The 21,308-nt window shown below is 68.9% G+C and carries 23 protein-coding genes and 1 tRNA gene; 9 read left to right on the plus strand and 15 right to left on the minus strand.

Features of this window, described 5'->3' with window-relative positions; translation table 11 throughout:
* Positions 1 to 16: 16 nt before the first annotated feature.
* The 5 genes from MKK75_RS16235 to MKK75_RS16255 form a co-directional block, all read right to left on the minus strand.
* Positions 17 to 1,003 carry a branched-chain amino acid ABC transporter permease gene (locus MKK75_RS16235; protein WP_244043583.1) on the minus strand — a complete coding sequence of 329 codons (987 nt, stop codon included), beginning with the start codon at positions 1,001 to 1,003 and terminating at the stop codon, positions 17 to 19.
* 21 nt (positions 1,004 to 1,024) lie between these two features.
* Positions 1,025 to 1,912 carry a branched-chain amino acid ABC transporter permease gene (locus MKK75_RS16240; RefSeq protein WP_244043584.1) on the minus strand — a complete coding sequence of 296 codons (888 nt, stop codon included), beginning with the start codon at positions 1,910 to 1,912 and terminating at the stop codon, positions 1,025 to 1,027.
* A 28-nt stretch (positions 1,913 to 1,940) separates the two neighbouring features.
* Complete coding sequence (locus tag MKK75_RS16245) at positions 1,941 to 3,158, minus strand: ABC transporter substrate-binding protein (RefSeq protein WP_244043585.1); 1,218 nt, start codon at positions 3,156 to 3,158, stop codon at positions 1,941 to 1,943.
* Positions 3,159 to 3,250: 92 nt separating this feature from the next.
* On the minus strand, positions 3,251 to 3,994 hold the full coding sequence (locus MKK75_RS16250; RefSeq protein ID WP_244043586.1) for an ABC transporter ATP-binding protein: 744 nt from the start codon (positions 3,992 to 3,994) through the stop codon (positions 3,251 to 3,253).
* Positions 3,987 to 4,745, minus strand: coding sequence for an ABC transporter ATP-binding protein (locus MKK75_RS16255; RefSeq protein ID WP_244043587.1), 759 nt, complete (start codon positions 4,743 to 4,745; stop codon positions 3,987 to 3,989). The genes MKK75_RS16250 and MKK75_RS16255 overlap by 8 nt, the downstream gene beginning before the upstream one ends.
* Before the next feature lie 202 nt (positions 4,746 to 4,947).
* On the opposite strand from MKK75_RS16255, the gene MKK75_RS16260 reads away from it, so the two are divergent.
* The 3 genes from MKK75_RS16260 to MKK75_RS16270 all read left to right on the plus strand — a co-directional run bounded on the left by MKK75_RS16260 (position 4,948) and on the right by MKK75_RS16270 (position 7,725).
* A complete protein-coding gene (locus tag MKK75_RS16260) occupies positions 4,948 to 5,826 on the plus strand; it encodes a 2-dehydro-3-deoxygalactonokinase (RefSeq protein WP_244043588.1) in 879 nt (292 codons plus the stop codon).
* Positions 5,823 to 6,458 carry a 2-dehydro-3-deoxy-6-phosphogalactonate aldolase gene (locus MKK75_RS16265; protein WP_244043589.1) on the plus strand — a complete coding sequence of 212 codons (636 nt, stop codon included), beginning with the start codon at positions 5,823 to 5,825 and terminating at the stop codon, positions 6,456 to 6,458. Before MKK75_RS16260 ends, MKK75_RS16265 begins: the two co-directional genes overlap by 4 nt.
* A gap of 100 nt (positions 6,459 to 6,558) precedes the next feature.
* Entirely contained in the window at positions 6,559 to 7,725 is a 1,167-nt protein-coding gene (locus MKK75_RS16270; RefSeq protein WP_244043590.1) for an alanine racemase, read from the plus strand.
* A 41-nt stretch (positions 7,726 to 7,766) separates the two neighbouring features.
* Here MKK75_RS16270 and MKK75_RS16275 read toward each other — a convergent pair whose 3' ends face one another.
* From MKK75_RS16275 to MKK75_RS16290, 4 genes are all read right to left on the minus strand, one after another.
* Positions 7,767 to 7,943, minus strand: coding sequence for a hypothetical protein (locus MKK75_RS16275; RefSeq protein WP_244043591.1), 177 nt, complete (start codon positions 7,941 to 7,943; stop codon positions 7,767 to 7,769).
* 192 nt (positions 7,944 to 8,135) lie between these two features.
* Entirely contained in the window at positions 8,136 to 9,035 is a 900-nt protein-coding gene (locus MKK75_RS16280) for a histone deacetylase (protein WP_244043592.1), read from the minus strand.
* Positions 9,032 to 9,973: an NAD(P)/FAD-dependent oxidoreductase gene (locus MKK75_RS16285; RefSeq protein ID WP_244043593.1), complete on the minus strand. Its 942-nt coding sequence runs from the start codon at positions 9,971 to 9,973 to the stop codon at positions 9,032 to 9,034. Before MKK75_RS16285 ends, MKK75_RS16280 begins: the two co-directional genes overlap by 4 nt.
* A 210-nt stretch (positions 9,974 to 10,183) precedes the next feature.
* A tRNA-Leu gene (locus MKK75_RS16290) sits at positions 10,184 to 10,268 on the minus strand.
* Between the two features lie 126 nt (positions 10,269 to 10,394).
* Here MKK75_RS16290 and MKK75_RS16295 point away from each other — a divergent pair.
* Both MKK75_RS16295 and MKK75_RS16300 read left to right on the plus strand, forming a co-directional pair.
* Positions 10,395 to 10,976 (plus strand): YqaA family protein, encoded by a 582-nt coding sequence (locus tag MKK75_RS16295; protein ID WP_244043594.1) that lies wholly within the window; start codon positions 10,395 to 10,397, stop codon positions 10,974 to 10,976.
* 2 nt (positions 10,977 to 10,978) lie between these two features.
* A complete protein-coding gene (locus MKK75_RS16300; protein ID WP_244043595.1) occupies positions 10,979 to 11,467 on the plus strand; it encodes a disulfide bond formation protein B in 489 nt (162 codons plus the stop codon).
* Between the two features lie 52 nt (positions 11,468 to 11,519).
* Here the strand turns inward: MKK75_RS16300 and MKK75_RS16305 are convergent, their stop codons facing one another.
* The 4 genes from MKK75_RS16305 to cpdR all read right to left on the minus strand — a co-directional run bounded on the left by MKK75_RS16305 (position 11,520) and on the right by cpdR (position 13,587).
* Positions 11,520 to 11,972, minus strand: a complete 453-nt coding sequence (locus tag MKK75_RS16305; RefSeq protein ID WP_244043596.1) for a DUF1178 family protein — start codon at positions 11,970 to 11,972, stop codon at positions 11,520 to 11,522.
* Positions 11,973 to 11,989: 17 nt separating this feature from the next.
* Positions 11,990 to 12,847 (minus strand): carbon-nitrogen hydrolase family protein, encoded by an 858-nt coding sequence (locus tag MKK75_RS16310; RefSeq protein WP_244043597.1) that lies wholly within the window; start codon positions 12,845 to 12,847, stop codon positions 11,990 to 11,992.
* The gene (grxC, locus tag MKK75_RS16315) at positions 12,840 to 13,109 is read right to left on the minus strand and encodes a glutaredoxin 3 (RefSeq protein ID WP_244043598.1); all 270 of its coding nucleotides are present in this window, start codon (positions 13,107 to 13,109) and stop codon (positions 12,840 to 12,842) included. The genes MKK75_RS16310 and grxC overlap by 8 nt, the downstream gene beginning before the upstream one ends.
* Before the next feature lie 121 nt (positions 13,110 to 13,230).
* Complete coding sequence (gene cpdR / locus MKK75_RS16320) at positions 13,231 to 13,587, minus strand: cell cycle two-component system response regulator CpdR (protein ID WP_003603128.1); 357 nt, start codon at positions 13,585 to 13,587, stop codon at positions 13,231 to 13,233.
* A gap of 206 nt (positions 13,588 to 13,793) precedes the next feature.
* Between cpdR and MKK75_RS16325 the strand changes: the two genes are divergently transcribed.
* Positions 13,794 to 14,696 (plus strand): N-formylglutamate amidohydrolase, encoded by a 903-nt coding sequence (locus tag MKK75_RS16325; RefSeq protein WP_244043599.1) that lies wholly within the window; start codon positions 13,794 to 13,796, stop codon positions 14,694 to 14,696.
* Between the two features lie 235 nt (positions 14,697 to 14,931).
* On the opposite strand, the gene MKK75_RS16330 is transcribed toward MKK75_RS16325, so the two are convergent.
* The gene (locus MKK75_RS16330; RefSeq protein WP_244043600.1) at positions 14,932 to 15,801 is read right to left on the minus strand and encodes a UTP--glucose-1-phosphate uridylyltransferase; all 870 of its coding nucleotides are present in this window, start codon (positions 15,799 to 15,801) and stop codon (positions 14,932 to 14,934) included.
* Between the two features lie 330 nt (positions 15,802 to 16,131).
* Here MKK75_RS16330 and galE point away from each other — a divergent pair, with 330 nt between their 5' ends.
* From galE to MKK75_RS16345, 3 genes are all read left to right on the plus strand, one after another.
* Positions 16,132 to 17,124, plus strand: coding sequence for a UDP-glucose 4-epimerase GalE (gene galE, locus MKK75_RS16335; protein WP_244043601.1), 993 nt, complete (start codon positions 16,132 to 16,134; stop codon positions 17,122 to 17,124).
* A 4-nt stretch (positions 17,125 to 17,128) separates the two neighbouring features.
* Positions 17,129 to 18,331, plus strand: coding sequence for a lytic murein transglycosylase (locus MKK75_RS16340; protein WP_409567573.1), 1,203 nt, complete (start codon positions 17,129 to 17,131; stop codon positions 18,329 to 18,331).
* Between the two features lie 85 nt (positions 18,332 to 18,416).
* A complete protein-coding gene (locus MKK75_RS16345; protein ID WP_244043602.1) occupies positions 18,417 to 19,844 on the plus strand; it encodes a DUF459 domain-containing protein in 1,428 nt (475 codons plus the stop codon).
* 28 nt (positions 19,845 to 19,872) lie between these two features.
* Here MKK75_RS16345 and MKK75_RS16350 read toward each other — a convergent pair whose 3' ends face one another.
* Positions 19,873 to 21,306, minus strand: a complete 1,434-nt coding sequence (locus MKK75_RS16350; protein WP_244043603.1) for a glutamate synthase subunit beta — start codon at positions 21,304 to 21,306, stop codon at positions 19,873 to 19,875.
* Positions 21,307 to 21,308: the final 2 nt, after the last annotated feature.

Consider the following 21,308-nt stretch of genomic DNA (forward strand, 5'->3'; position numbering starts at 1 on the left):
CAAATAGGGACGCGGTTCACAGCGGCCGGCGCACCACCCGGGCGATGAGCCCGACGATCCCCTCCCGGAACAGCAGCACGCACAGCACGAAGACGCAGCCCTGGATGATCGTCACCCAGGCGCCGAACTGGGCGAGGTAGGTCTCCATGGTGACGATGACCAGCGCGCCGACGATCGGCCCGAACACCGTGCCCATGCCGCCGACCAGCGTCATCAGCACGACCTCACCCGACATCGACCAATGGACGTCGGTGAGCGAGGCGAGCTGGAACACGATCGCCTTGGTCGAGCCGGCGAGACCGGCGAGCGTCGCCGAGAGCACGAACACCGCGAGCTTGTACTGGCTCGCCCGGTAGCCGAGCGAGATCGCCCTGGGCTCGTTGTCGCGGATCGCCTTCAACACTTGCCCGAAGGGCGAGTGGATGATGCGGTAGATCAGCAGCATCCCGGCCATGAAGATCACGCAGACGAGGCCGTACATCGCCCGGTCGTCGGCGAGGCTGATCGTGCCGAACAGGGCGCCGCGCGGCACCGCCTGGATGCCGTCCTCGCCGCCGGTGAACTTCGCCTGGAGCGAGAAGAAGAACGCCATCTGGGCGAGCGCCAGGGTGATCATCGAAAAGTAGATGCCCTGCCGGCGGATCGCCAGCGCGCCGAAGACCAGCCCGAGCAAAGCCGCCGTGGCGGTCCCGCTGAGGATTGCGAGTTCGGGCGTGAAGCCGAGCTGCTTGGCCGTGTAGGCGCAGAGATAGCTCGCCATGCCGAAATAGGCGGCGTGGCCGAAGGAGAGCAGGCCGCCGTAGCCGAGGAGCAGGTTGAAGGCGAGGGCGAACAGCGCGAAGCACAGCACCTTCATCAGGTAGACGGGATAGAGCACCAGCGGCGCCACGATCAGCAGCACGGCGATGCCGACGAAGATCAGGCGGTGGAGCGCCTTGTCGTCCCGGCTCGTCGCGGGCGCGGCGGCGATCGGGGCGGCGTCGATGGCGGCGGTGTCGGCCATGGGTGTCGAGCCTCTTCGCGGTCAGGCCGTGCGCCCGAACAGGCCGGCGGGTTTGACGAGCAGCACCAGTACCATGATCACGAAGATCACGGTCGCGGACGCCTCCGGATAGAACACCTTGGTCAGCCCCTCGACGAGGCCCAGGGCGAAGCCCGTGATCACCGAGCCGATGATCGAGCCCATGCCGCCGATCACCACCACGGCGAACACCACGATGATGATGTCGGCGCCCATGTTCGGGTTCACCGAGTAGATCGGCGCGGCGAGCACCCCGGCGAAGCCCGCGAGCGCGACGCCGAATCCGTAGGTCAGCGTCAGGAACAGGGGCACGTTCACGCCGAAGGCCTGGACGAGCGTCGGATTCTCGGTGGCGGCGCGGAGATACGCGCCGAGCTTGGTCTTCTCGATCACCAGCCAGGTGGCGATGCACACGACCAGCGAGGCGACCACCACCCAGGCCCGGTAGTTCGGCAGGAACATGAACGGCAGGCGCTGGCCGCCAGACAGCTCGGCCGGGATCGCGTAGGGGAGCCCCGAGACGCCGTACTGGTTGCGAAACAGGCCCTGGATGATCAGCGCCAGCCCGAAGGTCAGGAGCAGGCCGTAGAGGTGATCGAGCTTGTAGAGCCGGGCGATCAGCACCCGCTCCAGCACGATGCCGAAGGCGCCGACCACGAGGGGCGCCAGCCCCAGCGCCCACCAGTAGCCGAGGCCCACGTAGGTCAGCAGCATCCAGGCCACGAAGGCACCCATCATGTAGAGCGCGCCGTGGGCGAAGTTGATGATGTTCAGGAGCCCGAAGATGATCGCGAGCCCGAGCGACAGGATCGCGTAGAACGAGCCGTTGATCAGGCCGAGCAGCAACTGCCCGAACAGGGCCTGCATCGGCACTCCGAAGATCGTCGTCATGGCCGGTCTCCGTGCCCCCCTACCATGCTCAGCCCTTCACGAGGGGGCAATTGCCCGCGTTGAGCGGGCGGAAGACCTGATCGCCGGGAATGGTCTCGAGCTTCTTGTAGAGGTCCCACTCGCCCTTCGACTCGGAAGGCTTCTTGACCTCGAACAGGTACATGTCGTGGATCTTGCGCCCGTCCGCGCGGATCACGCCCTTGCCGAACAGCGGATCGTCGGTCGGCATCGCCTTCATCTTGGCGACGGTCGCGGCGCCGTCGGCGGTCGATTTCAGCTCGGCCACCGCCTTCAGGTAGTGCAGCACGTCGGAGTAGACGCCCGCGTGGTTGGCGGTGGGCTTGGAGCCGCCCTTCATCTGCTTGGCGAACCGGTCCGAGAAGGCGCGGGTCTGGTCGTTCAGGTCCCAGTAGAACGGCTCGGTCAGCACCAGCCCCTGGGCGACCTTTGTGCCGAGCGAGTGCACGTCGGAGGAGAAGACCAGGAGGCCGGCCAGCGCCTGCCCGCCCTCGGTGATGCCGAACTCGCCGGCCTGCTTGATCGAGTTGATCGTGTCGGTGCCGGCATTGGCGAGCCCGATCACCTTGGCGCCCGACCCTTGAGCCTGGAGCAGGAAGGACGAAAAGTCCGAGGTCGGGAACGGGGTCTTGACCGAGCCCACGACCGTGCCGCCGTTCTTGGTGATGACCGCGCTGGTATCGCGCTGCAGGGTCTGGCCGAAGACGTAATCGGCGGTGAGGAAGAACCATGTGGTGCCGCCGCGCTTCACCATCGCGCCGCCGGTGCCGTTGGCGAGCGCCACCGTGTCGTAGACCCAGTGGATCGTGTTGGGCGTGCATTGCGGGCCGGTGAGGTCGGCCGTGCCGGCGCCGGTGTCGATGAAGACCTTGTTCTTCTCCTTGGTGACCTGGCTGATCGCCAGCGCCACCGAGGAGGTCACCCCATCGGTGATCATGTCGACGGCGTCGCGGTCGTACCATTGCCGCGCGATGGCCGCGCCGACATCCGGCTTGTTCTGGTGGTCGGCCGAGACGATCTCGACCTTCAGCCCGTGCTGCTCCGGCTTGAAATCCTCGACCGCAAGCTTGGCGGCCACCACCGAGCCCTCGCCGCTGATGTCGGAATAGGCGCCTGAGCGGTCGCCGAGGATGCCGATCTTCACAGTGGTCTGCGCCGCCGCACTGCCCATCATCATGGCGCCCGCGAGGGCGGAGAGGGTCACGGGCCGGGCGATACGTCCGAACATTTCGTTTCCATCCACTATCGGCCAGACGGTCTTTCGCCGGCCAAGACTCGGGGCACCGATCCTGGCGCTTCAGCAGTATTTTTGGACCGACTTCAGACGCCGAGATAGGCGTGAAGCTTGTCGATATTGGCATCAAGCTCGGTGTTGGGGATCATGTCGACCACCCGGCCCTGCTCGATCACGAAATGCCGGTCCGCCAGGGTCTGGGCGAAGCGGAAGTTCTGTTCCACCAGGATGATGGTGTAGCCCTGTGACTTCAATTGCTGGATGGTCCGGCCGATCTGCTGGACGATCACCGGCGCGAGACCTTCGGTGGGCTCGTCGAGCAGGATCAGCTTGGCGCCGGTGCGCAGAATGCGGCCGATGGCCAGCATCTGCTGCTCGCCGCCCGAGAGCTTGGTACCCTGGCTGCCGGCGCGCTCCTTCAGGTTCGGGAACAGCGTGTGGATCTCGGCGACCGACATGCCGCCCGGCTTCACCCGCGGCGGCAGCATCAGGTTCTCGTGGACCGTGAGGCTCGCGAAGATGCCGCGCTCCTCCGGGACGTAGCCGATGCCGAGCCGGGCGATGTTGCGCGAGGCCATCCGCACCGTCTCGACGCCGTCATAGAAGATCGAGCCGGCGCGCTTGCCGAGGATGCCGATGATCGCCCGGAGCGTCGTGGTCTTGCCGGCGCCGTTGCGGCCGAGCAGCGTGATCACCTCACCGGTCCTGACGTCGATGTCGATGCCGTGCAGCACGTGGCTCTCGCCGTACCAGCCCTCCAGGCCGCGGACGGTGAGGAGCGCGCCGGTTGCCGCGGCGGGCGTGAAGGTCTTCCGCACGGCCTCAGGCATGTCCCGCCCCGATATAAGCCTCGACCACGCGGGGATCCTTGGACACCGTGGCGTAATCGCCCTCGGCGAGCACCTGTCCGCGGGCCAGCACGGTGATGCGGTCCGACAGGGAGGCCACGACGGAGAGGTTGTGCTCCACCATCAGGATCGTCCGGTCCTTCGAAACGCGCCGGATCAGGGCGGCGGTGCGGTCGACATCCTCGTGGCCCATGCCGGCCATCGGCTCATCGAGGAGCAGCATCTCGGGATCGAGGGCGAGGGTGGTGGCGATCTCCAGCGCGCGCTTGCGGCCGTAGGACAGCTCGACCGCCTGCACGTCGGCGAACTCGGAGAGGCCCACGGCCTCGACGAGTTCCAACGCCTCGCCGTTCAGCGCCCGCAGCACCCGCTCGGGGCGCCAGAAGTCGAAGGAATCGCCGCGCCGCCGCCGCTGCAGGGCGATGCGGACGTTCTCCATGACGGTGAGGTGCGGAAACACCGCCGAGATCTGGAACGAGCGCACGAGGCCGAGCCGGGCGACGTCGGCGGCCTTTAGGCCGGTGATGTCGCGGTCCTTGTAGCGGATCGTGCCCGCGGTCGGGATCAGGAACTTGGTCAGCAGGTTGAAGCAGGTGGTCTTGCCGGCCCCGTTCGGCCCGATCAGCGCGTGGATCGTCCCGCGCTCGACCTGCAGCGCCACGCCGTTCACGGCGCGGAATCCGCGAAATTCCATCGTCAGGCCGTCGGTCGCCAGGATCACGTCCCGTGCCAAGCACTGTCCTCCCGCATTTCGCTTCTTGCCGCCATATCGCCGAACCGCGCCGGATCCGTCCATCGCAAACGCGCGGTGCGGTGCGACAATCCCCGGCTGGTATATCTACATCGCGCATCCGGTGCAGATCGGCCGCAGCTTGACCACGTATCGGAGCCCTTATAACTCAGACAAGTTCGCGGCGGGCGCCGAAGGAGCAGGCATGGCCGGTCGCGCGGCTTACATCGCGGTCGACTGGGGCACGACCAATCGGCGCGCCTACGCGATGGCCTCCGACGGGACGGTGCTCGAATCGATGCGGGACGACCGCGGCGTGCTGAGCCTGGCTAAGGACGCGTATCCGGCCGAGATCTCCGCCCTGCGCGCGCGCTTCGGCACGGAGCCGGTCATCGCGGTCGGCATGGTGGGGTCGAGCCGGGGCTGGTGCGAGGCGCCGTACGTCGATGCGCCCGCGACCCTGAAGCAACTCGCCGAATCCTGCCGGGAGGCCGCGCGGAACGTGCGCATCGTCCCCGGGATCGCCCTACGGGACGGCCGGCGGCCCGACGTGATGCGCGGCGAGGAAATCCAGATCCTGGGCGCGATCCATGCCGGCTCGGCGCCCGCGACCGCCCTGTTCTGCCAGCCCGGCACGCACAACAAGTGGGTCGAGACGGTCGATGGGGCGATCACGAATTTCACCACCGTGATGACGGGCGAATTGTTTGCCCTGCTTCGCGCCCACGGGATTCTGGCGGGCATGCTCGACGGGCCGGTCGCGGACGGGGCGCCGTTCCGGCGCGGGCTTCGCCGGGGGATCGCGTCCGGCAACCTCGCCGCGACCCTGTTCGAGATCCGGGCCGGACTGCTGCTCGATCGGCTCGAACCGTCCGAGGCGGCGGCTTATGCCAGCGGCGTGCTGATCGGCGCCGATGCGGCGACCCGGGACGATCTGAGATGCCGACCGGTTCATCTGCTCGGCGGCGGGGCGCTGAGCGAGCTCTACGCCGCCGCGGTGACGGAACTCGGCGGGAGCCCCGTCATCGTGCCGGACGGCGCGACGACCACCGGCATCCATGCCCTCTGGAGCCTGAACGCATGACGATCCTCGATCGGTTCGAAGCCGCCTTCGCCGCCTGCCCGCTGGTGGCGATCCTGCGCGGCCTGACGCCCGAGGAGGCGCCCGCGGTGGGCGACGCCCTCGCGGATGCCGGGTTCACGCTGATCGAAGTGCCGCTCAATTCCCCCGATCCGCTGCACAGCATCGCGCTCCTCGGCGAGCGCCTGGCCGGTCGGGCGCTCGTCGGGGCCGGCACGGTTCTCGAACCCGCGCAGGTCGAGGCAATCAGGGCGGCGGGCGGCAGCCTGATCGTCTCGCCCAACGTGGATGCGGCGGTGATCCGTGCAACCCGTTCGCTCGGCCTCGTCTCCCTGCCGGGCTACCAGACGCCGACCGAGGCGTTCGCGGCGCTCGCGGCCGGCGCGACCGCGCTCAAGCTGTTCCCGGCGGATGTCGCCGGGCCGGCGGCCCTGCGCGCCCACCGGGCCGTTCTGCCGCCCGGCACGCGGGTACTGGCCGTGGGCGGCGTGACGCCGGAAGGCATCACCGCGTGGCGCGCGGCGAGCGCCGACGGGTTTGGTCTCGGCTCGAACCTCTATCGCCCCGGCAAGGCGGCGGCCGATGTCGCGCGCGACGCGGCGGCCTTCGTGGCGGCGGTGCGGCACGCGGTGTAGGCGCTCGCGGTCCGATCCCGGGTCCGCGGTCGGCGCGTCTTGGACCGGGACCGGCAAACGCCTATCAGAGGGCCGTCCCTCACGAGACGGGAGCGGCCTGATGGCGGATGAGATCACAGGGTCGGCCGAGGATGACGGGCTCGACCTCATCGAGACGCCTTGCCTCCTGCTCGACGCCGACCGGGTGACGGCCAACGTCGCCGCCATGCGGGCGCGGCTCGACGGGCTCGGTGTGGTCCTGCGTCCACATCTCAAGACCGCCAAGTCCCGCGACGTCGCCCGAATCGCCATGGCGGGCGAGGCCGGGCCTGCGACCGTCTCCACTCTGCGCGAGGCCGAGTACTTCGCCGAGGGCGGCGTCCGGGACATGGTCTACGCGGTCGGGATCGCGCCGCAGAAGCTCGAACGGGTCGGCTGGATCCGGCGGCACTGGCAGACCGATCTCGCGATCATCCTCGACTCGCCGGAGCAGGCCGAGGCCGTGGCCGCCTGGAGCCGCCGCCAGGGCGACCCTTTGCCGGTGCTGATCGAGATCGACGCGGACGGCCACCGCTCCGGCGTGCCTCCGCAGGATGCGGAACAACTGGTGGCGATCGGCCGCGTCCTCGACGGGGCAGCCAGCCTGCGCGGCGTCCTGCTGCATGCCGGCAACAGCTACGGGCTGAGTGAGCCGGACGCACTGCGCGCCGCCGCCGAGGCCGAGCGCGTCGCCGCGGTGGGCGCGGCCACGGCGCTCCGGGACGCCGGCCTGCCCTGCCCGGTGGTCAGCGTCGGCTCCACACCGACCGCGCGCTATGCGGAGACCCTCGACGGCATCACCGAGGTCCGGGCTGGCGTCTTCATGATCGGCGACCTGTTCCAGGCGGGCGTCGGCTCCTGCGCGGTGGGGGACATCGCGCTCACCGTCCTGGCCACCGTGATCGGCCACCAGCGGGCGAAGGGCTGGATCATCACCGATGCCGGCTGGATGGCGCTCTCGCGCGACCGGGGCACCGCCCGGCAGGCGGTCGACCAAGGCTACGGCCTCGCCTGCGACCGGGCCGGCCGGCCCTATCCGGACCTGATCGTCGCCGACGCCAATCAGGAGCACGGTATCCTGGCCTTGCGAAAAGGCTCCGCGGCTGCCCTGCCCGATCTTCCGGTCGGCGCACGCTTGCGCATCCTGCCGAACCACGCCTGCGCCACGGGGGCGCAGCACGACCGCTACCATGTGGTGGCGGACGGCCGTCTCAACGGCGCGGTGTGGCCGCGGATCAACGGCTGGTGAGATCAGGCGCCCGCACCGCCGTCAGGCGGACACGGCCCGCATCACTCGGGGCGCGCGGTCGGCGCGATGGCGCCCGTGATCACCGGCTCGCCGGCCACGACGCCGATCACCGGCTGCGCCCGCTGCCGGTCCAGCTTGTCGGCCGACACGAGCGCGGCGGCGATCAGGGCCGCCACCGCCAGGGTCGCCTTAAGCACGTCCCAGATCCGCGCGAGCATGGGCTCAACCTCACCAGCGACAGCGTGCGATATGCGAGGCCGCGCGACCGCGATCCGCAATCCTCGCAACCTGTGCCGTCAGGCTTGCTCAAACCTTACCAGGTGACAGGATCACCGCTCTCCATCCAACACTGATGCGGCAGTGCATCATCGTGTCCGCAGAATTCGGTTCGCGGTGGTTCCCGCCACCCCTCAAGCCTCGGCGGCCATCGCCTCGAAGACCAGGGCGTGGCGCCGCGCCAAGGCTTCCACATCCGCGGTGTAGCCGCCGCCGATCACTGCCACGAGGGGAATGCCCCGGGCGCGAGCCTGGGCCACGACGAAACGGTCCCGAGCCAGCAGCCCATCATCGGTGAGGCAGAGCCGGCCGAGGCGGTCGTCCCGGTGCGGGTCGACGCCGGCATTGTAGAACACCAGATCCGGCGCGAGCGCGTCGAGCAGTTGCGGCAGGCGGGCGCGCAGCACGGCGAGGTAATCCTCATCGCCGAGCCGGTCCGGCAGGCCGATATCCAAGTCGCCGGCGATCTTCTGGGACGGGTAGTTGTTCTCGCAGTGGATCGAGAGCGTGAACAGCTCAGGACACAGGGCGAGGCAATCGGCGGTCCCGTCGCCCTGGTGGACATCGAGGTCGACCACGAGGGCGCACCGTATCAGGCCCTCGGCCTGGAGGGTGCGCGCCGCCACCGCCACGTCGTTGAGCACGCAGAAGCCCGCCCCCTGTTGTCGGCGGGCGTGATGGCTGCCGCCGGCGGCGCTGCCCGCGAGGCCCTCGGCGAGCGCCAGCCGCGCTGCCAGCAGGGTCCCGCCGACGGAACTGCGCGAGCGTCGGACCACCGCGGCATCGACCGGCAGGCCGATCGCCCGCTCGACCTCCCGGGACACGGTGCAGGCAAGGACCGCCTCCACGTAGGCGGGATCGTGCGCACGGACGAGGATGTCGGCAGTTGCCAAGTCCGGCGTGACGAAGCCCAACGGCGCCAGGCCCTTCGCGATCAACGTCTCGGCGAGCAGCCCGTATTTCCGCATCGGGAAGCGGTGACCGGCGGGCAGGCTCGCTTCGTAGGCGGGGTGGAAGGCGATCGGCGGGATCATACCGGCCCGCCGAAATCGGCCAGGATGGCCGTGGCCAGCACCGAGCCGCTGTCGTAGGCGGCCTCGATCCGCGCGCCGAGGCACCAGTCACCGGCGGCACCGAGCCGGAGGGTCGGATCGTAGAGGTTGGCCCTGCCCAGGGGGTGTTCAACCTGGGCATAGCGCCAGCGATGGGCTTCCACGTAGGACGGGCGCAGGGCGAGACCGAGATGGTACTCTGCGGCGGGGAGAAGCGCGGCGGCGACCGCGTCTTGCGCGTCTTCGAGGTGGTTGCGCGACCAATCCGCCGTCGCGTGGATCGTCAGCCGGCTGCCCGGAGGGCGGCCAGGCTTCGACGCATCCGCGGCGATGAGCGCGATCGGATCCGCCCGCGGTTCGATCAGGGCCTGGGTCACGCCGTTCTCGGCCGCGACCATCAGGGACCAGCACGGCGCGTAGGCGGCGCGCTCGATGCCGGGGAGCGCGTATCCGGATCGATCGAGCAGCGCTCGGCCCTGCGGCGCGGGGAAGGTGATGGCCACGGCGTCGAACGGTCCGTGGACCGCATTCGAAGCAGTCTCGACATACCACGCTGATCCGGTCCGCGCGATCCGCGCGATCGTGATCCTGCTCGCGACGGAAAGCCCGGTGAGGAGATCGCGCACAGGCGCAGTCATGTCGGGTATCCCGATCCGACGCCCGGCCCCCGCCCAGGGGGCCGCGATGCCGCGCCCCGCCCAATCCTCCAGCCGTTTTTCGAAGGCGGGTCCGTGCGCCCGCATGAACTGGGCTCCGTGGTCGAACTGCAGGGTGCCATCCCGCCTGGTCGCCATCCGTCCACCGACGGTCCGGCCCTTATCGAACACCTGAACGGCCAGACCGGCATCGGCGAGCCTGCGGGCCACCGCAGCGCCCGCCATGCCGGCCCCCAGGATCGCCACGCTCCGACAGTCGCTCACCGACCCCACCCGATTCGAGGCGCGACCCGGCGAGCCGCGTATCGGCCAAGATAGGGCATGCCCTGCGGGGAACAGCGCGACGCTCTGCCATCCACCGACAGCCACTTTCCCGTCGCGTTCCGAGCGGCGGACGAAGCTGCACCGAACATTGTCGCGAAGCGCCCGCATAGCCGCGAGCCGCGCCCGTCGAGATCGTCGTGGGGGGACCATTGGTGCGGGTAGAGGGAATCGAACCCCCACGCCTTGCGGCTGGCGATTTTGAGTCGCCCGCGTCTACCAGTTCCGCCATACCCGCCCGCAGGGCGCTCTTCGCACAGGTCGCTGGCGCCGGCCAAGCGTAATTTTCGGCGGCCTGAGCGATCTGGCCAAGGCACGGCGCCTATGCTCAAAGGGCGGCCCGTCATCCAGTTCGGGAGATCGAATGCTCCGCCGGCTCTACGCGTGGATCCTGGCCCTCAGCGGCAGGCCCTCAGCGCCCTATGCGCTCGGCGCCTTGGCATTCGCCGAAAGTTCATTCTTCCCGGTTCCGCCGGACGCGATGCTGGTGCCGATGGCGGTCAGCCGTCCCGACCGGGTCTGGCTCTACGCCACCATCGCGACCGTCGCGTCGGTCCTCGGCGGCCTCGTCGGCTATGCCATCGGCGCCCTGCTGTTTGATTCCGTCGGCGAGTGGCTGATCCGTCTCTACGGCCTGCAGAACTCAGCCGCGACCTTCCAGGATTCCTATGCCCGGTACGGGCACTGGGTGATCCTGCTGAAGGGGCTGACGCCGATCCCCTACAAGCTCGTGACCATCACGTCGGGCTTCGCCCATTACAGCCTGTTCTGGTTCACAATCCTATCCATCGTCACCCGCGGCGCCCGGTTCTTCATCCTGGCCGGGCTGCTCGGGCGGTACGGGGTCCAGATCCGCGGCGTGCTCGACCGCCATCTCAATGCGGTTGTGGCGATCTCGGTGGCGGTGATCGTCCTCGGCTTCCTGCTGTTCAAGGTGATCCTGTAGTGATGAATACGGCGGCCACGCTTCGTCTCAAGACCGCCGGCCTCTGGCTGGCTATCTTTTCCGCCGTGGCCCTCGGGGCCGTGCTGGTGATGCAGTACGGATACGGCTACGCGCCCTGCAAGCTGTGCCTCACGGAGCGCCTGCCCTACTACGCAGCCCTGCCGCTGGGGCTGATCGCGCTGTTCGCCCCGGAGCGCCTCGCCCGGCTCGTCCTCGGTCTCGCGGCCCTCGGTCTGCTCTACGGGGCCGGCGTCGGCGTCTATCACGCGGGCGCGGAGTGGGGGTTCTGGCCCGGGCCGACCGATTGCGGCGGGGGAACCGGCGCAAACCCCGGCCAGATCGGCGACTTCCTCAATGCGTTGCAATCCACCACGGTGGTGGATTGCTCGGTGGCGGCGCTGCGGGTGTTCGGCGTCTCGCTGGCGGGCTGGAATGCCCTCCTTGCACTCGCGCTGGCCTCCTTCGCAGGCACCGCCGCAGTGCGGCGCTGAGCGCCGGAACCGCGCATCCGCTGGTCATCCGCTCACCGCGTGGACCGAGGTTCTAGTTGCGGTCGTCCGGCAGCACGGGGATCGCGGCGACGTCGATCCCCTCCTCGATCAGCGCCCGCGCCTCTGCGGGGCTAGCCTCACCGTAGATCGAGCGGCCCTCCGTCTCCCCATAGTGAATCTTGCGCGCTTCCTCGGGGAAACGAGGGCCGACATGCTCGGCGCTCGCCACGACGTGCTCCCGTACGGCCTTCAGCATGGCCCGGAGTTGCCGCTCGGGCTCGGCGATCAGGGTCATCGGCGCCTCGGCTTGCGGCGTCGGCGCGGGCGCTCGGTCGCGATCGGTGCGCGCGATGCTCGGCACCATCAGCGCTTTGCCGACCGCGGTGCTGTCGCAGATCGGGCACGCGACGAGCCCCCGGGCAGCCTGGGTGTCGAAGGAATCGGAGGACGGGAACCAGCTCTCGAAGCCGTGTCCGGCCTCGCAGACGAGACTGTACCGGATCATTGTTCTGCTTTGGGTGTCTACTGTGCCGGCTCGACCTGCTGGCCGACCCGCTCGACGGTGAAGGCGCGCCCGTGCTTCAGCGACGGGATCCGCGCCCGGGCATCGGCAACCTGCGCGAGATCGATCTCCGCCAGCACGACCCCCGGCTCGTCCCCGCCCGCATCCGCGAGGATCCGCCCCCAGGGATCGACGATTATCGAATGGCCGAACGTCTCGCGCCCGTCCTCGTGGACGCCGCCCTGCGCCGCCGAAATCACGAAGGCCCCGGTCTCGATCGCCCGCGCTCGCTGGAGAACGTGCCAGTGCGCCGCCCCGGTCTGGCGGGTGAAGCAGGCCGGCGCGGTCAGCACCTCGGCGCCCGCCTCCGCAAGGGCGCGGTACAGGCCGGGGAAGCGGATGTCGTAGCAGATCGTCAGCCCGATCGCGGCGAGGGGCGTCGCGGCGACGATCGCGCAGGCGCCGCCGGTATAGGTCGCCGATTCGCGCCAGCGTTCGCCGCTCGGTAGGTCGACGTCGAACAGATGCATCTTGTCGTAGGCCGCTACGACCGTACCGTCGGCGTCGATCAGGAAGGCCCGATTGGCGATCTTGTCGCCAGCGCGCACCGCGATCGAGCCAATCTGCACCACCGTGCCGGTTTCCCGCGCGGCCTCGCGCAGGGCCGCGAGGGTTGGATCCCGGTCTTCGGTGGTGACGTGCGCGAACAGGCGCTCCCGGTTGCGCTCGACCAGGGAGGTCATCTCCGGCGTCTGCACGTAGGCCGCGCCCCGGGACGCCGCCTCGCGCACCCCCGCCACGGCCGCATCGCTATTTGCGCTCGGGTCTCGGCCCGAGCGCATCTGCACGCAGGCGGCCGTGAAGCGGGCCTCAGGCATCAGCGGTATCTTTCAGGAGCGGATCGAACTTGCCGGCGCGGTCGAGGGCATAGAGGTCGTCGCAGCCGCCGACATGCCTGCCGCCCACGAAGATTTGCGGCACGCTTGTGCGGCCCCCAGCCTTCTCGATCATGGTGGCGCGGGCACCTTGGACCCGCTCGACGTCGATCTCCTGAAAGACGACGCCCTTCTCCTTCAGCAGGCTCTTGGCCGCCGAGCAGTAGGGGCACCACGCCGTGGTGTAGATGGTAACCGGCTGCATGGCGTTCGATGTCCCGCGCGTGACAACCCGTCATATAGGGGCGCACCGGGCGGGTTGCCTATGTCCGTGTGGTCACACGCTTAACACCTGTCGATCCACCAGTGGGCCGGCGCCGGTGCCGTCAGGCGGCCAGCAGCTTCTCGACCTCGTTGACGAGGTCGCGCAGGTGGAACGGCTTCGACAGAACCTTCGCGTCCTTAGGGGCCTTGGAATCGGGGTTCAGCGCCACGGCCGCGAAGCCGGTGATGAACATGACCTTGATGTCGGGATCCAGCTCGGTGGCGCGGCGCGCCAGCTCGATGCCGTCCATCTCGGGCATCACGATATCGGTCAGCAGCAGCTCGAACGGTTCCTCGCGCAGCCGGTTGTACGCCGAGAGACCGTTGTCGAAGGACAGGACGTCGTAGCCGGCGTTCTGCAGCGCCTTGGCCAGAAACCGGCGCATGTCGTTGTCGTCTTCCGCCAGCAGGATTTTCATCGGCCGGATCCGAGCCTTCGTATCGTGGTGTTGATCCCATAAAGGGAGGCGATGGTAAACAAGGTGTTAGGATCCCGGGCGCACCGCATGCCGCATGTGTCGCCGATAGCACGATCAGCCCGCGGCGCGGAGTGGACAGGCGGGCGTCCGCGCACCACAGTGCGAGCCTGCCGTGCTCCTTCCATCGCCGGATTGTCCACGCATCGATGAGCGCTCCCGAATTGGTCAAGCCAGACGTCTTCGGATTCGCCCCGCCCTATGCCGTGGATGAACCCGTAGCGCATACCCTGCCCTTCGTCTTCAATACCGGTCATTCCGGAGCCGTCTACCCCCCGCATTTCATCGCCGCGTCGCGGCTCGATGCCCTGGCCCTGCGCCGGTCGGAGGACGCCCATGTCGAGCGCCTGTTCGCGCCCGTGGTCGAGCTCGGCGCGCCCCTGCTGCGGGCGAATTTTCCCCGTGCCTTCCTGGATGTGAACCGCGAGCCCTTCGAGCTCGACCCGCGCATGTTCGACGGGAGGCTGCCGCCCTTTGCCAACACGCGCTCGATGCGGGTGGCCGGGGGGCTCGGGACGGTGCCGCGCGTCGTGGCCGACGGACAGGAGATCTACGCCCGGCGCCTGCCCGTCGAGGAGGCGACCGCGCGGATCGAGGGGCTCTACAAGCCGTATCACCGGATCCTGCGGAGCCTGATCCAGCGAACCGCCAAGCTCCACGGGCATTGCGTGCTGATCGACTGCCACTCGATGCCGTCCTCAAGCCTGGGGCGCGACGCGGAGGTCAAGGCCGATGTCGTGCTCGGCGACCGATTCGGGACAGCCTGCGCGCCGACGCTCATCGAGGCGTTCGAGGCGGCGTTCCGCGCCAGGGGCTTTCGCGTGGTGCGCAATAAGCCCTACGCGGGCGGCTTCATCACCGAGCATTACGGCGAGCCCAACCTCGGACGGCACGCGCTGCAGATTGAGGTCAACCGCGCGCTCTACATGAACGAGACGAGCCTCGCGACGCATGCCGGGTTTCCCGGGCTGGTGGATGTCCTGCGTGCCGTCATCGGCGAGGTCGCGTCCGACCTCGCCACTCTGTCGCCGCGCCGTATGGCCGCCGAATAGGGCGCGCGTCGTGTCCGACCAAGAAAAAAGGCCACTCCCGAAGGAGCGGCCCGAAGTCGAGGGAGGAAACGCCCAAGAAGGGCTGCGGGACCACGACGCCATCGCGATCTCGCAACGCACAAAATAAAGTGCGCCGCACAAGACGCAAGTGCCAATTCGCCGACGGCGCCGCATCTGGCGCATACCTGCCTCGCGTCGCGCTCGGTCGCGTTGCCGTCCATCGAACGGCGCGCGATCAGCCGTGTTCCTTGAGGAGCCGGGCGATTTCCGCCTTCAGGGGATCCGCAAGATCCTTGCGCTCCAGGGCATAGGCTAGGTTCGCCACGAGGAAGCCGAGCTTGGACCCGGTATCGTAGGTCCGGCCCTCGTAGTGCATGCCGAAGAAGTCCTGCGTCTCCATCAGGTCGATCATGGCGTCCGTGAGCTGGATCTCGCCGCCCGCGCCCTTCTTGCCGTGCTCGAGGATCCCGAAGATCTCCGGCTGCAGGATATAGCGCCCCGAGATGATGAAGTTCGACGGAGCGGTACCCTGCTTGGGCTTCTCCACCATGCCGGTGATCTGGAACGATTGCCCGAAAGTCTCACCGACGCTGACGATCCCATACTGATGGGTCTCCTGCGGCGGCACTTCCTCGACCGCGATGACGTTGCCGCCGTGGCGCTCGTAGGTCGCCAGCATCTGCTGCATGCAGCCACGGCTCAGCATGTCCGGGAGCAGCACCGCAAAGGGTTCGTCGCCGATGATCTCGCGGGCGCACCACACCGCGTGGCCGAGCCCGAGGGGTGCCTGCTGGCGCGTGAAGCTCGTCTGCCCGGCCTTCGGGAGGTCCCTCTGCAGGTCCTCGAAGGCAGCCGTCTTGCCGCGCTCCTGGAGCGTGCGATCGAGTTCGTAGGCGATGTCGAAATGGTCCTCGATGACCGCCTTGCCGCGTCCGGTCACGAAGACGAAGTGCTCGATACCGGCCTCCCGGGCCTCGTCGACGACGTGCTGAACCACCGGCCGGTCGACGACCGTGAGCATTTCCTTCGGAACCGCCTTGGTGGCAGGCAGGAAGCGCGTACCCAGGCCCGCGACGGGCAGGACGGCCTTGCGGATCGGTTTCATCGATCGGTAACCCCAAGGACTGAATGAAATGGTGTGAGCAACAAATGTACAGACTGGCCCGACGCGCTCCGTGCGGGAGCGGGACCCGCGCGATCGGCGGGCACAGCAGTCAGACAGGCTCAGGCGGCGCCTCGCAAGAGCCGGATGTGGATAGTATGGGGCAGTGTGCCGTAAATATAGCGTTTGCAACCGCGTAAGTAGGCTTGATGGGCTCTCTGCCGAAGTGGGCGCCGTTCGGCGCAGGAGAGCGCGTAACGATGGATCGGAGCCGGGCGCGCTGGCAACGCGATCGGGCACGGTTCTCATGATGGCGGCATCGAGGGGGATGACATGGCGGTGCTCGTTACAGGCGGTGCCGGATACATCGGCAGCCACATGGTCCTGGCGTTGCTGGATGCCGGCCATGAGGAGGTCGTCGTCCTGGACGATCTGTCCACCGGCTTCGACTGGGCCGTGCCGGAGGGCGTCAAGCTCGTGGTCGGCGACGTGGCGGACCAAGCGCTCGTCACCCAGACGATCCTGCAGCATCGGATCGATGCGCTGGCCCATTTCGCGGCCAAGATCGTGGTTCCCGAATCCGTCTCGGACCCGCTCGGCTACTACCTCGCCAACACGGTGAAGACGCGCGCGCTGGTCGAAGCCGCGGTGCGGGCCGGCGTGCGGCACGTGATTTTTTCCTCCACGGCGGCCGTCTACGGCGAGCCGGAGGTGGTGCCGGTCCCCGAGGATCTGCCGCTGAACCCGATCAATCCCTACGGCCGCTCGAAGCTCATGAGCGAGTGGATGATCGCCGACGCGGCGGCGGCCCACGCCTTTACCTACGTGATCCTGCGCTACTTCAACGTCGCGGGCGCGGATCCGGACGGCCGGTCCGGCCAGTCGACGCCGAATGCCACCCACTTGATCAAGGTCGCCACGCAGGCGGCCCTTGGCCAGCGCGAGCGCCTCGACGTCTACGGCACCGACTACCCGACGCCGGACGGATCGTGCCTGCGCGACTACATCCAGGTCTCGGACCTCGCCGAGGCGCACCGGGTCGCCCTCGACCACCTGCGGGCTGGGGGCGAGAGCCTGACGCTGAATTGCGGCTACGGGCGCGGCTACTCCGTGCTCGACGTCATCGAGGTGGTGAAGCGGATTTCCGGCCGCGACTTCCCTGTGCGGCTGTGTCCCCGGCGGGCCGGCGACCCGGCCCAGATCGTGGCTGAGGCGGGGCTCATCCGCGACCGGCTGGGCTGGAAGCCCCGGCACGACGATCTCGACGCGATCGTTGCCCAGGCGCTCGCGTGGGAGGATCGTCTCGCCAAGCGCAACCGGATCTGATCGGGTGCTGTCGCGCCGGGCATTGCTGGCGGCTGGCCTGTGCTTCCCAGGCGTGGTGCACGCGACGGAGCCGGCGCGTGCCGACGTCACCTTTCAGGCCTTCATCGAGGCCCTGCGCCCCGACGCGATCGCCCGGGGCGTGACACCCGAGACGTTCGACCGTGCCTTCCGCGGACTCGTGGCGCCAGATGCCGCCGTCCTAACGCGGACGCGCCGCCAGAGCGAGTTCGTCCGGCCGGTCTGGGACTATCTGGTCGGCGCGGTCTCCAGCGGGCGGATCGCCCGGGGGCGTGCGCGCGGTGCTGCGCTGGCCTCGACGCTCCGGGCGATCGAGGGCCGGTATGGCGTGCCCGGTCCGGTAACGCTGGCGATCTGGGGCGTCGAGTCCGATTTTGGTGCCAGCGCGGGCGACGTACCGACCATCCGCGCCCTGGCGACCCTGGCGGCCGCCGGCCATCGGGGCACCCTGTTCCGCGACGAGTTGCTCGCGGCGTTGACCATCCTGCAACGGGGCGATGTCACGCCGGAACGGATGAGCGGGAGCTGGGCGGGGGCCATGGGCCAGGTCCAGTTCCTGCCCTCCACCTATCTGGCGCATGCGGTCGATTTCGACGACGACGGCCATCGCGACATCTGGATCAGCGCGCCCGATTCCCTCGCCTCGATCGCCGCCTATCTGAAGGATCTCGGCTGGGATCAGGCCCTGTCCTGGGGATACGAGGTGCGTCTGCCGGGAGGCTTCGATCTGGCGCGCGACACGGGCGATCTCGCGCACTTCACTGAGCAAGGCGTTCGGCGGGTGGATGGCCGTCCCCTGCCATCGCGCGGGCGCGCCAGCCTGTTTCTTCCGGGCGGGCTCGGCGCACCGGCCTTTCTGATCACCGACAATTTCGAGGTGATCCGAGGCTACAACACGTCCGATTCCTACGCGCTGGCAGTCGGTCATCTTGCCGACCGGCTGGGCGGCGGTCCGCCTCTCGCGGCGTCGTGGCCCAAGACGGCCGGGCTCGGCGGTCCGGGCCTTCGGCAGCTCCAGATCGGGCTCGCCGCGGCTGGCTTCTACGACGGGCCGACGGATGGTCGCGCCGGCCCCAAGCTGCGCGAGGCGGTGCGACGCTACCAGATCGGCGCAGGCCTGCCGGCCGACGGCTATGCGACGGCCGCTCTTCTCGCCCGTTTGACGAGCCGACCCGCATCACGGCCCTGAGGGCGGGCGCAATTTAGACCCGAGAACGACTTGGCCCTATAACACTGTGGTCTGAGATGGCTCCGTTCGACGTGAAGAGTGCGGGATGAGCATGAAAGTCGCTGGTCGGCGCGGCTCGGGACGGCCCGTGCATCTGGGGACGGCCATCGTGCTGTGGCTCGTCGGGCTCCCCGCGTTCGCTGGCGCCCCCGCTCTGGCTCAGTGGGGCGATGGCTACCAGCAACCAGGCAACGGCAGCTACTACGAGGCGCCGCCGCGGCGGCGGCCCCGGGATGCCTACTATCGCGACGACGGGAGCTACGGGCGCCAGCCCCGCTATGCGCCGCCTCAGGAGGCACCGCGTCAGTTCTACTGGCCCTGGGAGGACCGGCCGCAGCCCGTCGCGCCCCCACCGGAGCGCGCCTATCGGGCGCCGCGTCCCCGCAGCTACGCGCCAACCGAGGCACAACGGCCCGCGCCTGCGATCAAGCGTCGGGTGCGGCCCGCCCGGGCTCCGGCGCCGCCGAAGCCCGCCATCGCCAAGACCGAGCCGCACGTGCAGATCGCGGTGTTCGGCGACTCCCTGGCGGATCACCTCGCCAAGGGCCTCGACGACGTGTTCGAGGACAATGCCGACGTCGCCGTGATCGATCGCGCCAGGGGCGACAGCGGCCTCGTGCGCAAGGACGTGGTCGACTGGCCGAAGGCAGCACAGGACTACCTTCAGGCGAACCCGAAGGTCCGCTACGCCCTGGTCATGCTCGGCGCCAACGACCGGCAGCCGATCCGCGACGGCGAGGAGACCGTCGATCCCCTGACCGATCGCTGGCGCACCCTGTACCGGGCGCGGGTCGATGCGCTCATCAAGGTCTTCACCGACCGAAAGCTGCCGCTGGTCTGGGTCGGGCTGCCGCCCATGCAGAGTGAATCGCTGAGCCGGGACCTCGCCGCGATCAACGACATCGTCCGCGACAGCGTGACCAAGGCCGGAGCGACCTACGTCGACATTTGGCCGGGCTTCGTCGATGACCGTGATCGCTATGCCGCCTCGGGGCCGGATCCGGAGGGGCAAATCGCCAAGCTGCGCACGGCGGACGGCGTCCATTTCACCAAGGCCGGAGACCGGAAGCTCGCGCATTTCGTCGATGTCGAACTCAAGCGCCTGATGGGCACGACACCGGCACCGACCGATCAGCCTTCTGCCGCCGTGACCCCGAACGGCGCGCCCGCCGCCGCGGCGCCGAGCCTCGACGGGACCGGCCAGCCGACCGATACCGCGGCCATCGACCGGCAAATCACCGCCATGCTGCCGAGCCTGCCCGAGCCCCCCGGCGTCCCGGCGCTGCCCGTCAAGCCCACAGCCGGACCCGTCGTGCCTCTGAGCCGAATGGAAGTCTCGCCCGGCGGCGCGCTGCTGAACGGTAGGCCGCGGGACGTGGACAATCTCGGCACCGTCGAGCGGACGCTGCTGCGCGGGAATGCGCCGATGCCGCAGCCCGGACGGGCGGACGATTTCCGCTGGCCCCCCGGCTGACGCCAAGGGGCCGCACGGTATCGCGCCCCTACCGCGGCAGGACACTCGACCCCATCAGCGTCTCGTCGATGGCGCGGGCGGCCTGCCGACCCTCGCGGATCGCCCAGACGACGAGCGACTGACCCCGACGCATGTCGCCAGCCGCCCAGATCTTCCCGTCGGAGGTGCGGTAATCCTCCTCGTTCGCCTCGACGTTGCCGCGCTTGCTCACGCCGATCTTGGATTGTTCCAGGAGGCCCCGCTGGACCGAACCCGCGAAGCCGATCGCCATGAACACGAGATCGGCCGGCAGCACGAACTCGGAACCGGGGATCGGCTGGCGCTTGGCGTCGACCCGGGCACAGACGACGCCCGTGAGCTGACCCTTCCTGTTGCCTTCCAGTCGGAGGGTGGCGGCCTGGAACTCGCGCTCTGCGCCCTCTGCCTGGCTGGACGAGGTGCGCATCTTGGTCGGCCAGTAGGGCCACACGGTGAGCTTGTCCTCGCGCTCCGGCGGCCGCGGGCGGATGTCGAGCTGCGTCACCGACAGGGCGCCCTGCCGGAACGCGGTGCCGACGCAATCGGAGGCCGTGTCGCCGCCGCCGATCACCACCACGTTCTTGCCCGAGGCCAGGATCGGCTGTTCGCCGTTGCCGCGCATCGGTTCGTTGTTCACCCGGCGGTTCGACTGGATGAGGTAGGGCATTGCGTAGTGGACACCCTCCAGATCCTGGCCCGGAAGCTGCGGGTTGCGCGGATCCTCGGCACCGCCGCAGAACATCACCGCGTCGAACTCGGCCTTCAGCTCGTCCACCGATTTCGTCACGCCGATGTTCTGGTTGTAGTGGAAGACGACGCCCTCGGCTTCCATCTGGCGCACACGCCGGTCGATGTGGCGCTTCTCCATCTTGAAGTCCGGGATACCGTAGCGGAGCAGGCCGCCGGCCTTCGGCTCGCGCTCGAACACGTGGACGGCATGCCCGACCCGGGCGAGCTGCTGCGCCGCCGCCATGCCGGCCGGCCCCGAGCCGACGATCGCAATGCGCTTGCCGGTGCGGGTCTCGGCCGGCTCGGGCTTGACCCAGCCCATATTCCAGGCCCGGTCGGCGATCGCCTGCTCGATCGTCTTGATGGCGACCGGCTGGTTCTCGAGGTTCAGCGTGCAGGCCTCCTCGCAGGGTGCGGGGCAGATCCGGCCGGTGAATTCCGGAAAATTGTTGGTGGAGTGGAGGTTGCGCGACGCCTCCTCCCAATCCGACTGGAACACGAGGTCGTTCCAGTCCGGGATCTGATTGTGGACCGGGCAGCCGGTCGGCCCGTGGCAGAACGGGATGCCGCAATCCATGCAGCGGGCCGCCTGTTTCGTCAGGTCGTGTTCGTCGAGCGGCAGCGTGAACTCGCGGAAATGCCGGACCCGGTCGGCGGCGAGCTGATACTTCTGCTCCTGCCGGTCGAATTCGAGGAAGCCTGTGATCTTGCCCATCG

The sequence above is a fragment of the Methylobacterium sp. J-030 genome (assembly GCF_022829545.1).
Taxonomy (GTDB): Bacteria; Pseudomonadota; Alphaproteobacteria; order Rhizobiales; family Beijerinckiaceae; genus Methylobacterium.